The following is a 22,368-nucleotide window of genomic DNA, read 5'->3' on the forward strand; positions in this document are numbered from 1 at the left end:
CATCTCCAAAACCACAAAGGAAACCCAACAGAGCCAATAAGAAGGAGCAGTCAGCAAAAATCCGCCCCCAAGGGCCGATTTAGATGCGTAAGCCCTATTGGAACGCCGGAACTTCCTTGAATTTACCCCCTGGTTTTGCTAAAATTAAGGAGATTTCCTGATTTTTTTAATTACCAGGAAAGTGGCCCATTGGGGGAGAACTCCGGGTACCAGACTGTTCGCAGCCATTCCCGGCAGCCCTCCACTAAATCATGATATTCAAGCTATTACAGAAAATCTTCGGAACGCAGCACGAGCGGGACATCAAGAAACTGCGACCGATCGCTGACGAGATCAAGGCGCACGAGCCCGCCCTGTTAGCGCTTTCCGACAAACAGCTCCGCGCCAAGACCTCCGAGTTTCGCCGCCGCCTGGGCGCGGGCGAAACGCTGGACGATATCCTGCCCGAGGCATTTGCCCTGGTCAAAGAGGCCTGCCGCCGACTCTACGGCAAGAACTGGTACGTGCGAGGGCACGAGATCACGTGGGACATGGTGCACTTCGACTGCCAGCTCATTGGCGGAGCGGTGCTGCACCAAGGCAAAATCGCCGAAATGGCCACGGGCGAAGGAAAAACGCTGGTGGCGACACTGCCCATTTATTTGAACGCGCTCGCCGGCAAAGGCGTGCACCTGATAACCGTGAACGATTATCTGGCCAGCCGCGACCGTGAATGGATGGGTCCCGTATATGAATTCCTGGGGCTGAGCGCCGGCTGCTTGCAGCAGCGAATGGACTCCGACGAGCGTCAGGAGGAGTACCGGGCCGATATCACCTCCGGCACGAACAGCGAGTTCGGGTTCGACTACCTGCGCGACAACATGAGCATCCACAAAGAGCGCCAGGTGCAGCGCGGCCATCACTATGCGATCGTGGACGAAGTCGACAGCGTCCTCATCGATGAAGCGCGCACGCCGCTCATCATCTCCGGGCCGGTCGAGCAGTCCAACGAGCAGTATGAGGCGCTTGCGCCCGCGGTCGACCGCCTCTACCACCAGCAGCAACGCATCACAAAGAAACTGATGGACGAGGCCGAGCCGCTCATCGAGAACGGAAGCGAATTCGAGGCCGGCAAAAAACTGCTCATGGTGAAGAAGGGCAGTCCCAAGGACAAGCGCTTCCTCGCGTTGATGGAAAATGCAAAGCTCCAGAGGTTGGTGCATCGCACCGAACTCGACCTGATGGGCGACAAACTGATGGGCGGCAAAGAGGAATCCCCGATCATGAAGCTCGTCTCCGACCTGTACTTCACGATCGATGAGAAATCCAATGTGGCCGATCTGACCGAAAAAGGCAGACGCACCATTTCTTCCGGCAAGCTCGATATGTTCGTCCTGCCGGAGATTGACGAGGAAGAACACGCACTCGATCGGGAACTTGAGGGCCTGCGGGCGGATAAGTCGCTCGATTACGATATCAAGCTCCAGCGCGAAATGGAACTCGAGGCCAAACGTTGGCAACTGTACGACCGCATGAATACCGTCAGCCAGCGCATTCACGCCGTCTCGCAACTGCTGCGCGCGTATTCACTGTTCGAGCGCGACGTTGATTATATCGTCTCCGACAATAAAGTCGTTATCGTTGATGAGTTCACCGGCCGCCTGATGCCGAGCCGCCGCTTCAGCGACGGCCTGCACCAGGCGCTCGAGGCGAAGGAGCGCGTGAAAGTCGGCGAGGCAAACCAGACGCTCGCAACCATCACCCTCCAGAATTATTACAAAATGTACGACAAGCTGGCCGGAATGACCGGAACGGCCGACACCGAGGCTCAGGAATTCCACGACATCTACAAGCTCGACGTCGTGGTTGTCCCGACGAACCGTCCGCTCATCCGCCACAATTTCTCGGACTGCATCTATAAGACCGAGCGGGAGAAATTCAAGGCGGTGATCAACGAGGTCAGGGAAATGCACAAGCTTGGCCGCCCGTCGCTCGTCGGCACGATTTCCGTGGAGAAGTCCGAGTTGCTCGGCAAGATGCTTCGTACCGAGCGCATCCCCCATCACATCCTTAACGCGAAATATCATGAGAAAGAAGCCGAGATCGTCGCGCGAGCGGGCCAGCGAGGCGCCGTCACCATTGCGACCAACATGGCCGGCCGCGGCACCGACATCAAGCTGGGCGAAGGCATCGCAAAGCTCGGCGGACTCCACATCATCGGCACGGAGCGTCACGAGAGCAGGCGCATCGACAATCAGCTCCGTGGTCGTGCGGGCCGGCAGGGCGATCCGGGTTCGTCGCGCTTTTATATCTCACTCGAAGACGACCTGATGCGCCTGTTCGGATCCGACCGCATCATGAAGATCATGGATCGCCTCGGCATTGAAGAGGACCAGCCGATCGAGCACTCGCTGGTCTCGCGCTCGATCGAGACGGCGCAGAAGCGGGTTGAGGCGCACAACCTCGAGATCCGCAAGCATCTGCTCAAGTACGACGACGTCATGAACAAGCAGCGCGAGATCATTTACGCCGAGCGCCAGCGCTCGCTCGACGAAGATAACCTGAAAGAGCACATGCTCGAGATGGTCGACGACCTCCTTGAAGAGAAAATGGAGGAGTTCGTGCCGCCGGACACGCTGCCCGACGAGTGGAACCTGCGCGGTTTGTCCGATTGGCTGCGTCGCCACCTCGCGATCCTCGTCCGGTTCGACCACGTCGACCTTGAGACCGTCGAGGCCGAGCACATATTCGACCGGCTGCAGCAGGCGGTCCGGGCGGCATATGACGACCGCGAGCGGCGATTCGGACCCGAGACAATGCGCGAGATCGAGCGTGTCGCAATTCTGCGATCGGTTGATTCTCGATGGAAAGATCACCTGTACGCGATGGACCTGCTGAAAGAAGGCATCGGCCTGCGGGCCCACGGCGGCAAAGATCCGCTGGTCGAGTACAAGCACGAAGGTTACAACCTGTTCAGCGAAATGATCGCCGACGTCAAGCTGGGCGCCGCGGAATTCCTCTTCCGCGTGCAAGTCGGCGAACCGCAAAAAATCCAAAAGAAGCTCGAACCGAAGCCGCAACCGGCGGAGGCGACATTGACCTCGCACGATTCGTCATCGCCGGGCGCATTGAGCGAAGCGCCGAAACAGCCGGCGCGGCTTATCGCCGGCGACGGATCGAGCAAGCCGGCAAGAGTTCCCGTCAAGGTCGGCGATAAGATCGGCCGCAACGAGCCTTGCCCGTGCGGCAGCGGAAAGAAATACAAGAAATGCTGCGGCTCGTGACTGCGGCAATCAGCACAAACCGTCCCCTACCACACCTTTCATGAAGCATCCGGCTCGGCCGGCGCATCGGACGGCCGTCCCGGCAACGAAACGAGGGAGCATGCCAGTAGTAAAATCCGGAAGAAGCAAAGTATCCATTGTTATCGCTGTCGTTATCTTTTGGGCGGTCATGAACGGGCAACTCGTGCGCAAGGAACTCTTCCTTACACGCCTGCCGACCGGCTCGACCAGCATCGCAGCTTCGCTCACGCCCGAGCTCTCCTTCAAGGAGCAGTGGATGGGCATCTACTACGAAGGCGAGAAGATCGGCTATTCCAATACCACGGTCAACCGAACTTACGGCTCGGAAAAACCCGGCTTCATCGTGCTCAATCGCACCTTCATGAAGCTCATGCTGATGGAACAGCCGCTGCAGGTAAATTTTGAGGGACTGCTCCATACCGATGGCGACTTCCGCATGCGCGCGTTCACCTGCAAACTGAACTCAGCCGACCACGAAATCCAACTCGACGGCAGGCGCGATGGGAATAACCTGCTGCTTGACGTGCTCTCCGGCGGGCGCGTATTTCGCAAGACGGCGACGGTCAATGAAGACGTCAATATCTCCAACAGTCTGACACCGCTCCTTTACCTGCCCGACTTGAAGGTCGGCGTCACGTACTCTATCCAGATCCTCGACCCGTTCACGCTCTCAACCAACATGGCGAAAGTGACGGTTAGGGGGATGGAGCCGTATGAATTTGATGGCAAAGAGATCGATGTATACGTGGTGGACACAAAGTATCAGGGCCTGACTTTCACGGCGTGGGTGACCGAGAGCGGCGAAACCCTGAAGGAGAGCACTCCGCTTGGGTGGACGCTCATCCGGGAAGATCGTTCGGTCGCACAGGAGTTCCGCAACCAGGCGGGACCTCCTCTTCGCTATGACATCGCCAAGATGATGGCCGTGCCGTCGGACGTCCGGATCGATACGCCCGAGCAGGCGCGCCGGCTCGAGGCTTTGATCACGGGCATCGATCTCGGCCAGTTCGAGCTTGATGGCGCATACCAGACGCTCGCCGACGCAAAACAGGGACTGATCCGCGTCGAGATGGTGAAAGCCGATCCTGCGCAGTGCGTGGCTTTGCCGGTGAGCGGCGCCGAATTCGCAGAGACGCTTTCTCCCACCGTTTTCATCCAGTCCGACGACGAGGCCATCCGCGCGCTCGCCGCAGAAATAGCCAATGGCGAAACCAACGGGCTTGTGGTGGCGGAGCGGATCAACCAGTGGCTGTTCGAGAACATCGACAAGAAAGTCACCTTCTCGCTGCCGTCGGCGGTCGAGGTGCTCGAGAAACGCGAAGGCGACTGTAACGAGCACACGACGCTCTTTGTCGCGCTGGCGCGCTCGCTCGGCCTGCCGGCCAAGATCGCCATAGGACTCGTGTACCACAAGGGAAGCTTCTATTATCATGCGTGGCCGGAGGTCTACGTCGGCCGCTGGGTCGCAATGGACCCGACATTCGGGCAGTCCGTCGCCGACGCGACGCACATCAAGCTGCTCGAGGGCGACCTCGAACAGCAGGCCAGGCTGATGCAGATCATCGGCAAGATCAAACTCAGTATTCGGTCGGTCTCCTACGAGAAAGCATAAGGAGTCGGCCGGGTCGGCCTTGACCGCATAGGCGGATGAGGCCTTCCCGCTCCGCCTGATATCGTGAATTTTTTTATCGTCTATCTCGCCGCCAAAGCGCGCCTCGCGCGCAATGTGATTCGATCGCTTCGAAACGAATCGAAGCTCAAGCTGGTAGTCGTCTCGACGTGGATGTTCATCTTCCTGACGGTCGGCTGCTGGCTGTTCTATAAGGGCTTCGATTTCCTCTTTAATTTTCCGGTCGGCGATCTCCTCGCGGTGCGCGTGCTCGCGCTTTTTTTCCTCACTCTGTTCGCGATGCTGGTATTCAGCAACATTCTGGTTGCCTTCTCGACGCTCTACAGGTCGTCGGAGACCGAGTTCCTTTTTTCGCTGCCGATGGACAGTCAGGAAGTCTTCCTGTGCCGGTTTGCGGAAGCGCTGGCCTACAGCTCATGGGCGTTCATTTTTCTAGGGATGCCCCTGATGATAAGCTACGGCGTCGTTTTCCGGGTCAAGTGGTATTTCTATCCGGCGCTCCCGTTGTTTTTCCTGCCGTTCGTCCTGATTGCCGGTCTCCTCGGCGCCCTCGTGATCATGGGACTGGTTCGCGTTTTCCCGCGGATGAATTTCAAGCTGATCATTGCGGTCATCGCGCTGCTTGGGATAGGATTCCTCGTGTTCCTGTACCGCTCATTCGCGGTTAGCAACCTCAGCCAGCTTGACGCCCTCGATAAGATTCTCTCCGCGCTCAGGACGACGCAGTCGCCGTTCTTCCCGAGCCATTGGCTGAATGAGGGCGTCCTCGCGGCGGGCGCCGGAAACCTGCGCGAGGCGTCGTTCTATTTCGGATTGCTGCTCAGCAACGCGCTGATGCTGTTGGTGATTTCTCTCTGGCTTGCGGGGTTGGGCTACTATGGCGGCTGGGCCGGCCTGCGCGGGTTCAGCCTGAAGCGTTACTACCCCGCGGGCAGAGGCATCCTGAACAGGCTCGAGCGATTGCTGCCGCTGAACTCGCCGATACGGGCGCTCGCGATGAAGGACCTCCGCATGTTCTGGCGAGATCCGTCGCAGTGGACGCAGTTCATCGTATTCTTTGGGCTGCTGATCGTCTACGTCGGCAATCTGCACAATTACGAGAAGTTCCTCGCTCCCGAGTGGCAGACGCGAATCGCGTTTCTGAATTTGGCGGCCGGCGCCCTCGTGCTCTCGGTTTTGACGACGCGCTTCGTCTTTCCGTTGTTCAGTCTGGAGGGAAAACGTTTTTGGATCGTCGGCCTCGCTCCGATCAAGCGCAGCCGGCTGCTCCTGCAGAAATTCTTCCTCAGCATCGCGATGACGCTGGTGTTCACCGAGGCGCTGATGGTCGTCTCGAGCATGGCCCTCAACTTGAGCGCTGTCGCGGTCGTCGTATGCTGCGCGACCATGTTCCTGATGAATTTCGCGATGGCGGGGCTGGCGGTCGGCCTGGGCGCCATGTATCCAAACTTCAGGGAGGATAATCCGGCGCGTATCGTTTCGGGCCTCGGCGGCACGCTCAACTTCATTCTCAGCATGATTTACGTCGCGGTGGTCGTGCTGCTCGAAGGGATTGTCTTCTGGCAGTATACAGTGCGCGGAGGCGGAGGGGGCCTGCTCGCCTACCTGCACATGGATTTCCACGAGGCGATCCTGCTGGCATTTGGCCTGGTCGCCGTTATCAGCATCATCGCCGCCGGCCTGCCGATGTACCTCGGCATCCGGAACGTCAATCGCCTGGAATTCTGAGGGAAAAGCCCCAGGCGCCGCGGCGCTTAACGAGCCGCGGAAAGCTTGACTTTGCCCCCCGCGTTGCTATAATAGACTTGGTTTCGGTTGCGCTCATGCGGGCCGCATGAGCGGCTGAATACGGGCGGTTAGCTCAGATGGCGAGAGCGCCTGCCTTACAAGCAGGAGGTCACTGGTTCGAGCCCAGTACCGCCCACGATAGGGATTGCAGGTCTATAGACTCACCTGCAATCCTTTTTCTTTTAGATATTGTTTCACCTGCGGGATGGTGAAGGTGCGGTAGTGGAAAACGGAGGCCGCCAGAACGATCTGCGCGCCGCCCTCGACAACCGCCTGATAAAAATGCTCGAGCTTTCCCGCGCCGCCCGAGGCGACGACCGGAACTGTTACCGCGTCGGAAATGGCTCGAGTGAATTCAAGATCATACCCGTCACGCGTGCCGTCCGCATCCATGCTGGTCGGCAGGATCACGCCGGCCCCCAGCTTCTCGCATTCTTTGGCCCATGCGACGGCGTCCTTGCCCACCGGTTTCGTGCCGCCGGAAACCACCAACTCGAATCCTGACGGCATTTTCTTGTTACGCCTGGCGTCAACCGCAACGGTGATCGTTTCCGATCCGAACTTTTTCGCGGCCTGAGAAACCAGCTTGGGATTCTTCACCGCCGCACTATTCATTGATACCTTGCTGGCGCCGGCCTCAAGCACCATCTCGATGTCTTCAAGACTCGAGATGCCGCCGCCAACGGTGAGCGGAATGCTGATCACGGCGGAAACGTTCCTGACCCATTCGAGACGCGTCTGCCGGTTTTCGAGGGTGGCCGCGATATCGAGCATCGCGAGTTCATCTGCGCCCTCCTGCTGATAATAGCGCGCGTTCTCGACCGGATCGCCCGCATCCTTCAAGTCGACGAAATGCACTCCCTTGACAACCCTGCCGTCTTTCATATCGAGACAGGGCATAATCTTGATCAATGACATATTGCTTCCTCTCGGTGATTCTCCCTACGTTTCGAAATTTTCGGAGCTTATTCGTAGATTTTTTCTTCGACCTCTGCCGCGCCTACCGCATCCTGTTCGACGTCGCGCACCTGGCCGTCCGCCGCGGCCAGTTCTTTATAATATTCGTGCTGGATCAGCAGGTTCATGATCTCGTTGGTGCCGGTCCAGATCATCGAGAGCCTGCAATCGCGCAGGTACTTCTCGACCGGATAAATATTCGTGTATCCGATGCCGCCCATGATCTGCATCGCGTTATTGATCACTTCCCATGCGGTCTCGGTGGCCACCTTCTTGGCCTGCGAAACGAGCCGGCGCGGGTTATCGCTTGTATCGGCCGCGCGCGCCGCAACATAATTCAGGCTGCGCGCCGCATCGAGTTTTGAGATGCTGTCGGCGACCATGAAATTGACGGCCTGGAACTTCATGATTTTCTGCCCGAATGCTTTGCGCTTGGTGCTGTAACGAGCGGCGATATCGATTGCCGCCTGCGCCATCCCGATCGAGCCGGCGGCGCTGGTCATGCGCTCGGGCACCATCATTCGATTGAAGATGAGGCCGCCCGCATTCAGCGGCCCGATAAGGTTCTTTGCCGGCACTCTTGAATCGTGAAACAACAGGCGTCCGGCGCCGCCGCCTCTCGTCCCCATCAGCCCGTACACGTGTTTCACCAGCACGGTGTCGTCGCGATCGACGATGAAGAGGCTGATCGATTCGTGCGGATGGTTTTCGGGCGCCGTCTTCGCATAGACGGCAAAGAAATCCGCGCCTTCCGCGCCGACCACAAATCGTTTCTGGCCGTTGAGGATGAAGCTGTCTCCGTCGCGCGTGGCGATTGTGGTCGCTCCGAAGAAGTCGCTGCCGCCGCGCGGTTCCGTCAGCGCCTCCGCACAAAAAATCTTGCCCTCGAGCATCGGGCGAAGATACTTGCGTTTCTGTTCGTCGGTGCCGAACTCGTTCAGCGCCTCGCCAACGATGCTGACCAGGGAATACAGGCAGGCGGGCGAAGCGCCGAGCATACCGATCTCCTCGATAGCCGCCATCTCGCCGACCCAGCCGAGCCCGCGGCCGCCCCACACCTCGGGGAAGCGAAGCCCGAGCAGCTTGCGCCGAGCAGCCTCCTGTGCTATCTCGCGCGGATACATTACTTTTCCTTCGTCCATGTCTTTGAGCAATTGCGCAGGAATGCTCTTGACGAAATCCCTGACTTCCCGCTTTACCGCCTTCTCTTTTTCATTGAGCAGCATGTCAAACATGGAAATCTCCTTTCTCAGGCCTTTGCCCGAAGAGGAAGACGCAGGTCGGAATCTCCTTGCGCATTGGCCGAATTCGGTGCCTACAGCTTGCTCTTCTTCGAAGCCGTGCGGTTCGCCGATTGTTTCCTGCCGTCACTCGACAGATACTCCTCGAGCCTCCGCATTCCCTCCTCAATATTGTCCAGTGAATTCGCGTACGAGAACCTGACGAAACCTTCAGCGTTCGAGCCGAAATCGATGCCGGGCGCGATCCCGACGCCGGCATTTTCGAGTACCTCAAAGGCAAACGCCAACGAATCCCGCGTGAATCGCCTCGCATTCGCCAACACATAGAATGCGCCGGTGGGCTCCTTCACCACCTTGAAACCAATTTCCCTGATTCGGCGGAGGATAAGCTTGCGGCGCTCATTGAAACATGCCACCATCCGGTCGACGTCCGGCTGAGCCTCCTTCAGAGCCGCAACGCCCGCCCACTGAACAAACGTATTCGCAGCGATGAAGAAATTCTGCTGCATCTTCTGGATCAGTCGCTGGTATTTCATGGGGGTGATGATATAACCGAGCCGCCAGCCGGTCATCGAGTACAATTTCGAGAAGCCGTTCAGAACAAATGCGTCATCCGTGTATTCGAGCGCCGTGTGTTCTTTCCCCTTATAAACGAGGCCGTGGTATATCTCGTCGGAGACAACAACTGGCCCGACCGAAGCAAGCTGCCGGATCACCTCTCCGTCCATTACATGGCCTGTCGGGTTGGCCGGCGAATTGAGAAGAACGGCTCTGGTTTTGGGACGGACCCGCCGGCGCACGAGTCCCGGCTCGAGCTCATAACCGGTCTCTTCTTTGACGTCGACGAAGGCGGGAGCGCCGCCAGCATACTTGATGAATTGCGGATAGCAGGCGTAATGGGGATTGGGGAGAATAACCTCATCGCGCTCTTGCAGGATGCAGGAAAGCACGAGCAGAAAGCCGGGAGACGTTCCCGAAGTGACGACGACGCGATCGGGAGAAATATCGACGCCATAGCGCGCACGATAGGATTCGCAGACTGCCTCACGCAGCGGCAGGATCCCCACGCTTGCCGAATAATGAGTCCTCTCGTCTCGCAAAGCTTTGACGGCGGCCTCTTTGATGCATTCCGGCGTCGGGAAATCCGGCTCGCCCACCTCAAGATGAATGATATGGCGTCCCTGTCGCTCGAGTTCCTGCGCGCGTTCGAGCACTTCCATCACCAGGAACGGCGGAATATCTATAGGACGTTTCATGGAGTCACCGGAAAAACCGATTTCAGGGGAAGCGGGCACATCGCTACGGGTACGATATTATACGACCGAAAACGGCATCGGCACGAATGTCACGATGAAAATCACGGCCGCGGCCGCGCCAATCAGTTTTCGCCTGCCGTCAAGTGGAACATGGGGATGAGTCGGCGGGGGATGACGCAGACCGAACGCCATATTGAGCATGCCCCATATGGCCCAGCCGAACCAGCCGTAAATGCCCATCACCAGTAAAACGACAACGACTGCGACCGAAATATGATAATGCCGCCTGCCAAACAATGCGTAGGAGATGTGGCCGCCGTCCATCATGCCAACCGGCAGCAGATTCATCATCGTCACCAGCAAGCCGATCCATCCGGCAAGCGCTATCGGATGCAGATTTATCGCGTAGCCGTCCGGTATCGAGGAAAAGAAAATGCCGGCGAGAACCTCCAGCAGAATCGACGACCCAAAATTGATCCCGCCGGTGATATCCGGTACCGGATATGACAACTCGAACCCGATTACCAGCGCCGGAATCGAGAACAGGAACCCGATGATTGGGCCGGAGGCCCCGATATCCAGAAGCGCGCGCCGGTCTGGAACATTCGAGTTCACCTTGATTACCGCCCCAAAGGTACCGACGAAGGTTGGAGCGGGGATGAAATACGGAAGAGTCGCATCGACGTTGTGGCGCCGCGACATGAGGTAATGGCCCAGCTCGTGTGAGAGCAAAATACCCATCAGAGTCAGCGAGAACGGGATCCCGCGGTAGAGCAGATGAGGATGAGTGACCGGATTGACTTCCGCAAGCATTGCGCCCGCAAAAATGGTGGTGAACAGCGTGGCGATAAACAGGATGATGTTCGTCGATATCTTTCGGCGCACCCGCGCCAGGGATGGGGCGTGCTCGTATCCATTAGCCGGACTAAAGACTTCCGGCTCTATCCCCCCAGCAGACTCTATACGCCCATTATCATTCATTTGCAAAATTCCTTGCGACGAAGCATCTTTGAGCTAATTCTAGCATACAGGCGAGAAGGCCTGCAAGAACACCTCTGGAGGAAACCGATGGGGACGTGAGCAACTCGCCCGGCCTGCGCCAATGAGAAGCTATGACCCAGCACCCTCGGCACAAAAAAAGCAGGCCCGGCATTTTACCAGGCCTGCGCCTGCTTGGGTCGGGCTGGTCAACGGCGGTCGGAGAGAGCCAGACCCTCTGGAAAAGAGACGCTGCGTCTTCGGCGATACAGGCGTAACGTCCTTCTTGAAATCGCAGTCGCGCAACATGCAAATTAGATGCCAGCTGACCGGAAATTGAATTGCATTGCATGGTGCGCTTATCGAGATGACCCATCATCGAACGGATGCTCCGCGTTTTCGGGACAAATCTGCGCGAACGAGCACGCGTTTTTCCCTCAAAAAGTTTTGGGCGATCCAACATCCGCGGTCGAAGCTCCAACAGGAATCCGGTCGACGCCCTTTTAGCTCCCTAAAAAGGACCGATATGGAGTTTTTTGAGAAAGAAGATATCCAGGCTCCGCCGCACACGATTGTCTTTCTTGACAACAAACGCAAGCGCTTGATACGGTATTGCCGAATAGTTGGCGGCTTTATATAAAGGCATGTATTTTATGGCATTAATGCTCGGACTGGATATTGGAACGACCGGAGTCAAAGCGCTTGCGGTCAGGCCGGATGGCGCGGTCGCGTTCGAAAGTTTTTCCAGTTGCGAGATATCTTCTCCTCAACCGAAATGGGCCGAACAGAATCCGGAGGACTGGTGGCGGGCTTTTTGCCGATCCACAAGCCAGCTCTTGGCCGCGGGGCTGAAACCCGGTGAAATCGCCGCCGTGGGCCTGTCCGGCCAAATGCATTCGTCCGTATTTCTGGATTCACAACTGCGGGTGTTCCGGCCGGCCATCCTGTGGTGCGACGTTCGCACCACGCGGCAGTGCCGGGAGATAACCGAGCGGGCCGGTCTCGATCTTTTGCGAAATGAGGCCTCAAATCCGGCGCTCGAGGGATTCACCGCACCCAAAGTCCTCTGGCTGCGAGAGCACGAACCGGCGCATTTTGAGCAACTGCAACACCTTCTCCTGGCAAAGGATTACATCCGTTTTCGCTTGACCGGCGAACTCGCGACTGATTTTTCCGATGCGGCCGGAACACTATTGTTCGATGTGGGCGCGAGAAAATGGTCGCGTCGCATCCTGTCGGCGCTCAACCTTGATCCCGCCATCCTTCCACCCGTCATCGCTTCGCAACAGATTTCCGGCACAATCACGCATCACGCGGCGGAGGAGACCGGACTCCGCGCCGGAACCCCTGTTGTCGGCGGGGGCGCCGACAACGCGTGCGCCGCCGTCGGCGCAGGCATCGTCGAGGAGGGCGTAGCGCAGGCAAGCATCGGCTCCTCGGGGGTCTTCCTGGCAGCGTTGTCCTCTCATCGCGCGGACGAGCATATGCGGCTCCATTGCATGAATCACGCGGCCCCAGACATGTGGTACCTGATGGGGGTGATGCTGACGGCTGGCCTCTCGCTGAAATGGTTCAAGGAAGCTTTCTGCAACGAAGAAGCGGAGCAGGCGCGGCGCGAGGGCCGCGACGTCTATGATCTTCTTTCGGAATCAGCCGCTTCCGTGCCGGCAGGATCCGAAGGCCTGATCTTCCTGCCGTATCTCAACGGCGAGCGCACGCCGCATGCGGATTCGGGCGCGCGCGGCCTGCTGTGCGGCCTGACGCTCCGGCATCAGAAAGCCCACATGGTCCGGGCGATCATGGAGGGGATCGCGTTCGGCCTGCGCGACAGCCTGGAACTGGTGCGCCAACTCGGCATCGAGGTTCACGAGATCATCCTTGCAGGCGGTGGAGCGAAAAGCCCTCTGTGGCGCCAAATCCAGGCCGACGTGTTCGGGCAACCAGTCCGCACGCTCAAGGTGTCGGATGCCGCCCCCTTCGGAGCGGCGCTCTTGGCCGGGGTGGGCGCCGGCATCTTCGCGGATTGCGCGCAGGCGACGCTGGCCACTGTCCGAAAAGCCGAACAGGTCGCCCCTGTCCCTGAGCATGTGCGCGTATATAATGATCATTATCCCCTATATAAGAAACTCTATGCCCTAAACCGGGACGTTTTCCACCGCCTCGGGACCATGACGTAGGGCGCGGCCACGAAATTTTCTTCCGGTTCTAAGACCCCAAGCACTCGCCCTTGTCTAATTGAATAATTCACCGGCGACAAACCCGAATTTGCGTGTTATATTTAAAGATAAAAGGGAGAAGGCTCTGTCCGACCTGTCCGACGCGTCCGATCTGTCCGACAAGTCACCGGCTCATTGGCAGTTGTTTTATGCCCCCAAACCGGACAAAAAAGCTCTTATTTGGCGGCCGTTATGATATAATGAAGCACATGCTCTACAGCAAAAAGCGTATCTAATACGTATGTGGGCCCCTCGGGAAGGCGGGAGTGAAAGAAGATGCCGAAGAAAAGAAGATTAAAGCTGAGCAAAAAAACGTATGTACTTGAGCAGGACTATTATCATTATGAGCTGCGCGATGTGACGGAGCCGAATCTTCATCGCACCATTTTCTCTTATGAAGATATTCCGAAAATCCCTTTTAATCACCGGCACGTTCCCATAGCAATGCCGAATGAAATCTGGATAACGGATACCACCTTCCGCGACGGACAACAAGCGCGGCCGCCGTACACGGTCGAGCAGATCGTTCAGCTTTACAAGTTTCTTCACCGCCTGGGCGGCGCCAAGGGGAAAATCCGGCAGACCGAGTTTTTCCTTTATACGGAGAAGGACCGCGAGGCCGTCCGCAGATGTCAGGAGCTTGATTACAAGTTTCCGGAGATAACCGGCTGGATTCGCGCAAACCGCAAAGATCTTGAACTTGTGAGAGAGATGGGCCTGAAAGAGACCGGCATCCTCACGTCCTGCTCGGATTACCACATTTTTCTCAAGCTCCACAAAACGCGGAAACAGGCGCTCGAGGATTATCTGGACGTCGTCAAGGCCACGCTCGACATGGGGATAATCCCGCGCTGCCATTTCGAGGATGCCACGCGCGCCGATTTCCTGGGGTTCGTGATCCCGTTTGCGCAGGAATTGATGAAGCTGTCGAAGCAGTACGGCATTCCGGTCAAGATCCGCATCTGCGACACGATGGGCTACGGCGTTCCCTACGACGGAGTATCGACGCCGCGCGGGGTTCAGCAGATTCTGTACAACATGCTCAACTACGGCGGAATCCCGAGCGAGTATCTGGAGTGGCACGGTCACAACGATTTCCACAAGGTGCTCATCAACGCATCGACTGCCTGGCTATATGGCTGTGCCGCCGCTAATGGAACTCTGCTTGGGATTGGCGAACGCACGGGGAATCCGCCGCTCGAGGCGCTGGTGCTCGAGTATGCGGCGCTTCGCGGCGACCTCGACGGCATGCACACACCGGTGATCACCGAGATCGGCCATTATTATCGTTCCGAACTTGGCTACAATATTCCGGCGAATTTCCCATTTGTCGGGGCCGAATTCAATACCACGCGCGCGGGCATCCACGCCGACGGCGCCCTCAAGAACGAGGAAATATACAACATTTTCAATACCGAGAAGTTTCTGCACCGTCCGCTCGTCGTCGCGATCAACGACAAGAGCGGGCTCGCCGGCGTCGCGTTCTGGGTCAACTCGATGCTCGATCTGAAGGGTGATAAACGGCTCGACAAACAGGATGAGGGTGTGAAGAAACTCTACGATTGGGTGATGGCGCAGTATGAGAACGGTCGCACCACCGAAATCTCCAGCGACGAAATGCTGCACGCCGCCCAGCAAATCATGCCCAAAAGGTTCAGGAAGTTCTGAGTCTCGCGCTTTTCAATTGAACTGGCAGAGAAGTTCTCATCCCTCCTGGCCGGCTTTCAGATACTTCAACTGGAATTTGCCGTCGACATATTCGAGGTACGAGAACTGTTCCTGCATGTCGCCGACGTTGAAGTAGCGCCTGGCTTTTCCATCGATCGAGATGGTTTCGTCGTGCGGCATGTGCGAATGGCCGGCGATCACGATATCAAATCCTTCCTCAAGCTTCCGGCGCGCATATTGCTGAATGCCCTCATCCTCTCGCAGTTTGCCCGCAACCGACGTGCTTTGCCGGCTGAACCGCGAAAACCGCTTCGCAATCCGCAGCAGCAAGTCCGGGTGGACCCAGCGTACGAACCACAGGATCGCCCGATTTCTTATGATTGCCTTCAGCACCAAGTAGCCGCGGTCGTATTCGTTAAGGCCGTCGCCGTGACAAATAAAAATGCGCCGCCCGTCCAACTCGATCTCTATCGGCGCATAATGTATCTTCATGCCGATGGTGTTTCTGAGAAAGTCGCCCGCCCAGTAGTCGTGGTTGCCGACGATCAGATGAACCTCGATTCCGCTCTTGACCGCTCCCGAAAGCGCAGTGAGGAAATGGAAATAGCGAGACAGAATGACCGACTCGTACTCGAACCAAAAATCGAAGAGGTCGCCGAGAATATAAAGCGTGGACACCCCCCTCTGGGGCATCCGATCGATGAAATCCGACAGCACCCTGCCTTTCAACTCCTCGTTTGTGCCGGAGCCCAGGTGTGCGTCACAGAGAAATAGAATCTTTTTTCCTCTCATGTCTCCCACAGGTTACCATGCATGTTACTTCGTTTCCTCAAGCTCCTTCATCATCTCGACGAACACGCGATGCGACCGCTGGACGTGCAAGTGCAGCGTATCCAGGAGCATTTCGGCCGGGTCCCGGTCGGCCGCGGCCCGAATCCCTAGTCGAAGCGCCAGCTTGTTCAGCGCGTCCACCTCCGCCGGCAGCTCCTTGAGCGGGCGGTCGTGCATCAGGCGCAAGCGGTTCTCGATGCGCCGGAGAAAAACCAGGCCGGCGATCAGGTCATCGTGTGCTTGCCGCGGGATCCTGCCGGTGCGGGCGAGCCGATCGAGCGCCTCGAGCGTATTCGGCGTCCGCAGTTCCGGCAGACCGTCCCCATATTTGATCTGCAAGAGCTGAACGAGAAACTCGATTTCGATGATGCCGCCTTCTGCATTTTTTATTTGTACGCCCTCGTGCTCCTCTGTTCGCGCGTTCGCGAAGATCTTCGACAGCATTTGGGCGGCATCTCTCACAACATCCGCCGAAAAGAAACCAGGCTGATAGATGAGCGCTTGCACAAATTCCTTCAGGCGCTCGCCAAGGTGCGCATCGCCGGCCACCGGACGCAATTTTGTCATGGCCCTCTTTTCCCAGAGGGCGCTCTTTCGGCGATGGTATTCCATGAAAGCATCGGCCGAAACAGCCAGCAGTCCCTGCTCGCCATCAGGTCTCAGCCGCGCATCCAGTTTATATAGATAGCCATAGGGATTCACTTCCGCCATCCTTTTCATTATACGCGCGGCCAGCGCATTAAAGAACTGCTGATTCGATATGGCGTCGGCAGTACCACCGCCAGTACCGCCGTCAGCCGAATAGACGAAAATAATATCAAGATCGGACGCATAGTTTATCTCGCCGCCGCCCAGCTTGCCTAATCCGAGAATCGCCAGCGTGGCAGGGCGGTTATCATCCGCTCGCGGCTGGCCGAAACGCGCCAACTCCTCCGCAAGACATTGCCGATAGACGCGTTCGAGCATGACTTCGGCGACCGAGGACAGCTCTCGGATCACCTCGGCGATATCCGCCAGCCCGAGAATATCGCGTAATCCGATCCGCAAAATTTCACCGTTCTTGAATCGCTGGATCGATTCGTAGAAGTTGGGGTTGATCTCCAGAAATTTTCCCAAGGCCCTGTCGATCAGCTCGCGCGAACTTTCTTCTTCCAGAATTCTCGTGCTCATGAGGAAATCGAGCACGCCGGGATCATTCACGAACAATCGGATGAGATAATCGCTATACGATGCAAGCGCCACGAACAATTCGATGGATTTCGGGCTGGTCGAGAGTACTTCATACAGATTCGACGGCGCCCCCATCGCCGTTATGCATTGCTGGAGATTGGTGAGTCCCATGTCGGGATCAGGCGATTGCGACAGATACTGGATCAAAAGGGGGGCGATACTCGAGAAGAAGGTGCGCGCGCGGGAGGTGTATGGCGATTGCGGCGGGCCATCCGCAAGAAATCGCAGATTGACATATGCGACGGACGGATTGCGAAATCCATAGCGGGAAAGCGCGCTCCGAATTTCCTCCTGGTCAGGCTCGGGATTCATCATCAGATCGACCACAGGCGAGACATGTTCATCCGCTGAGAACAGCTTGCTGAAGAACTTGTTGAAAAGCTCGCGCACGCGGCCTGTCTGCCGCCGGTGTTCGTCGGCCAGCGCCTCGCCTGCCGATTTTGCCGGTTGATCCCGATACCCGAGGCTGCGTGCTATCACCTGAAGGGATTCGGCATCCGTTGGCAAAACGTGCAATTGCCGGTTCTGCATGATTTGCAGCCGATTCTCAAGCCGGCGCAAGAACTTGTAGGCATCCACGAGAGAGGAGAACTCGGCGGACGTCAGGTACCCGATCTGTTCCAGTTTTCTGAGAACCGTCAGCGTATTAACACCCCGCAGCTGTTCGTTCTTCCCGCCGTGCAACAATTGGAGGAACTGAACAATGAACTCGATATCCCGGATCCCGCCTCGCCCGAGTTTTACCTCGGTCAGCGTCCGGCCGTGCTTGTCAACCTCGATCTCGCTCCGGCGCTTGAGATTCTGAATCTCGCGAATCCCGCGGTGGTCGAGGTATTTTGGATATACAAAAGGCCTGATCTCCGTGAGGAAGGCCTGCGCGAGCGCCAGGTCTCCCGCCACCGGCCGCGTCTTCAGGAGGGCCTGCCGCTCCCACGTCTCCCCGAAAATCTCATAATAATTCAGATGGCTTTCGAGCGAACTCACCAGCGGTCCTTTGCTTCCCATCGGGCGCAGGCGCATGTCCACTCGATACAGATGGCCCCGATCGGTCACGCGCGACAGCAAGTCGATGCACTTCTCGGCCACCTTCGAGAAGAACTGATGATTGGAAATCGGCTCGATCCGTTGATCAGGCGCCCCGGCGCGGGTCTCGCCTTCGTTCGAATACATGAACATCAGATCGATGTCGGAACTATAATTCAATTCCTCGCCGCCGAGTTTTCCGAAGGCCAGTACGACGGCAGCAGCACGGCGGTTTGTTTCATTTTCTCCAGGAATTCCGTGCCGCCGCAACACTTCCGACTGCGCGCTCTCGAAGGCAGCCTCGATACAGATATCCGCGAGAGCGGTCGTTTCTTTCAAGATTGCCTCGACATCCACTTTTCCGCATATGTCTCGCGCCCCGATGTGGAGCATCTGTCGCTGGTTGAATTCGCGCAGCACATCCAGTTTCCCAAGATAATCGGGCGCATCCTCGAGGCGCTCGGATAATTCCGATCGCAAACTTTCACGATCTGCGGGCGTATCTGCGAAATCGTCCGAAAGAATGCTCAGAAAAAGATGCGGCTGGCGAATCAGAATATCGGAGAGGTATTGACTCGCGCCGAGAATTTTGAGCAGGACGCCCAGCACCCGCGGTTTTGCCGCCAGATAATTGAAATGCGATTCCCGGTCGCGGATTACCTCCACAAGGCGCTCCCAGTTGTTCAACGCCATATCCGGATCGGCCGCTGAACTCAGCTCCTGCAGAACATCCGGCAGAATCCGGCAGAACAACTCGTAGCCGGGACCGTGGCCAGCCAAGAGCTTCAAATTCTTATCCGCCGTAACCGGATCGCGAATACCGGCGCCGGTCAGAACGCGGCGGACGGAGTCGAACGGAATCTTTTCAGTGAAGAAGATTTCCGCAAGTCGCTCGTGCTCTTGCAAATGAGACAACCTTTTCTTTTCCGGAAGTTGTTCAACCTGGCTTATTATAACATGTTCGCCTCAAACGCCGGGGCGCAAAATGCCTTCGAGGAATCGCCCGGTCTGCCGCGATGGCGGCTATCGGCTCGCTCGGCGAAACCCGCCGGCGAGCACCAAGCGCCCCTCCTTTTTTGAAAGTGAGAGGGGCTGTGTTTCGCAGTTTCGGCAAACCGCCGCCTGCAGTAAAGACAAGCGAGCAGAAGAGTTGCCGCACTGCACTCATTGGCTTGACTGCAAATTTTCCACACTGTATAATGAGATATTCGATTATCGGGGGCCGCTTCTACATAGGCCGCCATTGGAGTATCCGCAGCTGTTATCCTGACAGGACCAGCGGGGAGCATCAATTGTCTACAGGGGGAGAAGTTTTCTATGCCGCCTGCCATTGAAATCAACGGTTTGACTAAAACGTACCGCACACTGTTCGGCCTCCGACAAGTGACCGCGGTTGACGACCTGAACCTGACGGTTGAGGAAGGAGAAGTCTTCGGTTTTCTCGGTCCGAACGGGGCGGGCAAAACGACGACGATCAAAATCTTGCTCGGAATCATTTATCCCACCGCCGGCGAGTGCAAGCTCTTTGGGGAACGGTTCGCCTCCAATTTTGCATTCGCTCCGGAATCCGCCAACAGCAGGTTGAAGGCCAACATTGGTTATCTTCCCGAAGGTCCGTATTTCCATGAGTTCCTTTCCGGCCGGGAGGTGCTCTCGTTCTACGGCAAGTTGTACGGCCTGCGCGGAAATCATTTGAAGAGCCGGATCGATGAGACGCTCGATATTGTGGGAATGCAGTACGCAGCCGACCGGCTTGTGCAGCATTACTCGAAGGGAATGCGCCAGCGAATTGGATTGGCGCAGGCTCTGCTGAGCGATCCAAAGCTGATGATCCTTGACGAGCCGACGGTCGGCCTCGACCCGATAGCTCGCCGCGAGATACGCGACCTGATGATCAAATTGAGGAATCTGGGGAAGACGCTGTTCGTGTGTTCGCATGAATTGAGCGAAGTCGAGATGATCTGCAACAAGATTGCAATTATCAACCGCGGAAAGATGGTCACGCATGGAAAACTCCTCGATCTGATGCTGCAAGACCGCGCCGTGGAAATCGACGTGACCAATCTCCAGGAAGCTGTGTGGAAGAAACTGGAGACAGAAGGCTGTTTTGTCGGGAAGGCGGAGACCGGGCTGACTATGGTCCGCCTGCCCGAAAACCGCAGCCTTTACCAGATATTGGACATTCTAAAGGCTGACGCGACCGAGATAGTCGCGATCAGACCAAAAAAAGAATCTTTGGAGGATTTGTTCATTCGATCTGTGAAGGAGGAAGTCGCGTGAATTCGCTGGTAATCGGGATGAACGCATATCGGGAATCGATACGGCGCAAAACCCTCATCGCTTTCTTGTTGTTCGCCATGCTCGTCATCGGCAGTTCCACGTTTTTGACCGTGCTCTCGCCGGGCGAGGAAATCAAGATGGTCAAAGATGTCTGCCTGAGCTGCATCTCCTTTTTCGGCATGTTGATCGCGGTATTTTCCGCCGGCGCCCTGCTTCCGGGGGAGACCGATAACAGGACCATTCACACGATCCTGTCAAAACCGCTGAAGCGCGTGACTTATCTGGCGGGCAAGTACTTGGGAGCCCAGTTCACCATCCTGTTGAATATCGGATTAATGGCCGTCCTGTTCCTCGTCCTGCTGTATCTGCAATCCCGCAGATACGTTGACGAGACAGCGCCTTCGTTTTCCGTTACCGCGCTGGTCGCCTCAAAAGCCATGCTGCTGGTCTACTTCGAATTGCTCGTGCTCTCGGCGCTCGCGTTTGCCGTCTCCACCATGTCCACCTCGGCAACTCTTCCCGTGATCGGCGGCATCTTCATTTATATCGTCGGCCATTCGGTCAATTACCTGAAGAACCTGAGCGAGCACGCCTCCTCCGAGATGATGTCGTTCATCATCAGGCAGTTTTACCTGATCCTGCCGAACTTCAGCAACTTCTACTTGAGAAATCAGTTGATCCATAACGACCCGTACGTGCCGCAGGGAATCGCAAAACTGTTTGTTTACGCCCTGCTCTATGCCGGGTTCGGAATGCTGATTGCCTACATCTTGTTCCGAAAGAAGGATGTGTAAGCGCATGAGCAAGTTGAAGGAAAAAGCCATCTTCGGAGTTGTCGCCTTAGCTTTCCTGATTCCGATCTCGCTTGTCCAATCGGACATCGAGAGCGACACAGGAAGAATCACTTTCCTGCGATGGGTGGATAATCAAGAGGCTTACAGCCAGCAGGTGATCCAGCGCATCATCGTCGAACAGGACGAGCGCGACCCTGCGGAAACAGCCCTCTTTAATCAGGTAACGGAGCTCGGCCGCTCGTTAAATCCCGATTTTTCGGAGCTTCCGGTGCCCGCTAAGTGGAAACTGATTAATCGGCCGGAATTCAACCCCTTATACATGCAATTCGTTGAATTGATCAGGCAGTCCAAGGCCTCCCTGATCGAGGGTGGAATCGAGTGGAGCAATCCCGATGTCAGCGCAAATGTCGGCGCCCTCGTGCTGGGGTTCAGAAAACTGGTTGCCGATATGTTGTGGCTCAAGGTCGACGAGTACTGGCATCGCGGACAGGTGCAAAGAATGCTCCCAATGATGGAGACAGTGACCACGCTCGACCCCCATTTCATCGAGGCGTACGCACTTGGGGCGTGGCACCTGGCCTATAACGTGACGGTCATGTTCCACTCCGCTGAAGAAAGAATGAAATATATCGAGCAGGGGGTCAGTCTCCTCAAGAAGGGCATCAAGAACAATCCCCGGAGCTCCAAGCTGTATGCGGAAATGGGATTCACCATTTACTTCCGCAAGCTCTCCGATTGGGAAAAGGCCGCGTATTATCTGGGCGAAGCGACAAAGTACGAGCACGAACCCTGGGTGGAGCGGGCATACGCCCTCTCGCTCGAGCGCTTGCGAGAAGAAGAAAAGGCGTTTGCGCTCCTGGAAGATTACGACCGCAGGCATCCGGACTTCAAGATGCAGAAGCTCACTATGAAGCGTCTGGAAAAGAAGCTCGAGGCCCGCAAGTTGGAGCGCGAAGGCGATCTTGAGGCTGCTTTCGAATTATGGCGGTTCCTGAAGGATGACGATCCCTCTGATTTCATCGCCCCGCAGGAATACCTGCGACTAAAAATGGAATTAGAGAAGGCTAACGGCCTCACGTCGTGAATCGCACCGAACAATTTTGAAGAACCCCCGGCCTCCTCAGCGCCGGTTGGAAGCCGGCAACGGGGGTTTTTCCTCTTTCCACAGCCGGATCGGCTTCTGTTTTTACCG

At 56.9% G+C, this 22,368-nt stretch carries 14 protein-coding genes and 1 tRNA gene; 9 read left to right on the plus strand and 6 right to left on the minus strand.

All coding sequences use genetic code 11. The features are described from left to right. The first annotated feature begins 251 nt into the window (after nucleotides 1-251). From secA to C4520_21830, 4 genes are all read left to right on the plus strand, one after another. On the plus strand, nucleotides 252-3,263 hold the full coding sequence (gene secA / locus C4520_21815) for a preprotein translocase subunit SecA (protein RJP13992.1): 3,012 nt from the start codon (nucleotides 252-254) through the stop codon (nucleotides 3,261-3,263). Nucleotides 3,264-3,303: 40 nt separating this feature from the next. Further along, entirely contained in the window at nucleotides 3,304-4,896 is a 1,593-nt protein-coding gene (locus C4520_21820; GenBank protein RJP13993.1) for a hypothetical protein, read from the plus strand. A 63-nt stretch (nucleotides 4,897-4,959) separates the two neighbouring features. Then, nucleotides 4,960-6,642, plus strand: coding sequence for a hypothetical protein (locus tag C4520_21825; protein ID RJP13994.1), 1,683 nt, complete (start codon nucleotides 4,960-4,962; stop codon nucleotides 6,640-6,642). A gap of 122 nt (nucleotides 6,643-6,764) precedes the next feature. Next, nucleotides 6,765-6,841, plus strand: a tRNA-Val gene (locus C4520_21830). A 14-nt stretch (nucleotides 6,842-6,855) separates the two neighbouring features. Here the strand turns inward: C4520_21830 and hisF are convergent. The 4 genes from hisF to C4520_21850 all read right to left on the minus strand — a co-directional run bounded on the left by hisF (nucleotide 6,856) and on the right by C4520_21850 (nucleotide 11,137). Next, on the minus strand, nucleotides 6,856-7,620 hold the full coding sequence (gene hisF, locus C4520_21835; GenBank protein RJP13995.1) for an imidazole glycerol phosphate synthase subunit HisF: 765 nt from the start codon (nucleotides 7,618-7,620) through the stop codon (nucleotides 6,856-6,858). A 47-nt stretch (nucleotides 7,621-7,667) separates the two neighbouring features. Beyond that, entirely contained in the window at nucleotides 7,668-8,894 is a 1,227-nt protein-coding gene (locus C4520_21840; protein ID RJP13996.1) for an acyl-CoA dehydrogenase, read from the minus strand. Between the two features lie 80 nt (nucleotides 8,895-8,974). Next, nucleotides 8,975-10,156: a pyridoxal phosphate-dependent aminotransferase gene (locus C4520_21845; protein ID RJP13997.1), complete on the minus strand. Its 1,182-nt coding sequence runs from the start codon at nucleotides 10,154-10,156 to the stop codon at nucleotides 8,975-8,977. A 57-nt stretch (nucleotides 10,157-10,213) separates the two neighbouring features. After that, the gene (locus C4520_21850; protein ID RJP13998.1) at nucleotides 10,214-11,137 is read right to left on the minus strand and encodes a site-2 protease family protein; all 924 of its coding nucleotides are present in this window, start codon (nucleotides 11,135-11,137) and stop codon (nucleotides 10,214-10,216) included. Between the two features lie 650 nt (nucleotides 11,138-11,787). Here C4520_21850 and xylB point away from each other — a divergent pair. Further along, on the plus strand, nucleotides 11,788-13,311 hold the full coding sequence (gene xylB / locus C4520_21855) for a xylulokinase (GenBank protein RJP13999.1): 1,524 nt from the start codon (nucleotides 11,788-11,790) through the stop codon (nucleotides 13,309-13,311). A gap of 315 nt (nucleotides 13,312-13,626) precedes the next feature. After that, the gene (locus tag C4520_21860) at nucleotides 13,627-15,018 is read left to right on the plus strand and encodes a 2-isopropylmalate synthase (protein RJP14000.1); all 1,392 of its coding nucleotides are present in this window, start codon (nucleotides 13,627-13,629) and stop codon (nucleotides 15,016-15,018) included. A gap of 36 nt (nucleotides 15,019-15,054) precedes the next feature. Here the strand turns inward: C4520_21860 and C4520_21865 are convergent, their stop codons facing one another. Together C4520_21865 and C4520_21870 are read right to left on the minus strand one after the other, a co-directional pair. After that, complete coding sequence (locus C4520_21865; protein ID RJP14001.1) at nucleotides 15,055-15,810, minus strand: UDP-2,3-diacylglucosamine diphosphatase; 756 nt, start codon at nucleotides 15,808-15,810, stop codon at nucleotides 15,055-15,057. 24 nt (nucleotides 15,811-15,834) lie between these two features. Beyond that, entirely contained in the window at nucleotides 15,835-19,008 is a 3,174-nt protein-coding gene (locus C4520_21870) for a bifunctional [glutamate--ammonia ligase]-adenylyl-L-tyrosine phosphorylase/[glutamate--ammonia-ligase] adenylyltransferase (protein ID RJP14002.1), read from the minus strand. A gap of 411 nt (nucleotides 19,009-19,419) precedes the next feature. Here C4520_21870 and C4520_21875 point away from each other — a divergent pair, with 411 nt between their 5' ends. From C4520_21875 to C4520_21885, 3 genes are read left to right on the plus strand one after another with little or no spacing between them, the layout of a single operon-like run. After that, the gene (locus C4520_21875) at nucleotides 19,420-20,382 is read left to right on the plus strand and encodes an ABC transporter ATP-binding protein (GenBank protein ID RJP14003.1); all 963 of its coding nucleotides are present in this window, start codon (nucleotides 19,420-19,422) and stop codon (nucleotides 20,380-20,382) included. Next, nucleotides 20,379-21,176, plus strand: coding sequence for a hypothetical protein (locus C4520_21880; GenBank protein RJP14004.1), 798 nt, complete (start codon nucleotides 20,379-20,381; stop codon nucleotides 21,174-21,176). Before C4520_21875 ends, C4520_21880 begins: the two co-directional genes overlap by 4 nt. 4 nt (nucleotides 21,177-21,180) lie before the next feature. Then, entirely contained in the window at nucleotides 21,181-22,260 is a 1,080-nt protein-coding gene (locus tag C4520_21885; GenBank protein ID RJP14005.1) for a hypothetical protein, read from the plus strand. Nucleotides 22,261-22,368 lie beyond the last annotated feature (108 nt).

The organism is Candidatus Abyssobacteria bacterium SURF_5 (assembly GCA_003598085.1).
GTDB lineage: Bacteria > Abyssobacteria > SURF-5 > SURF-5 > SURF-5 > SURF-5.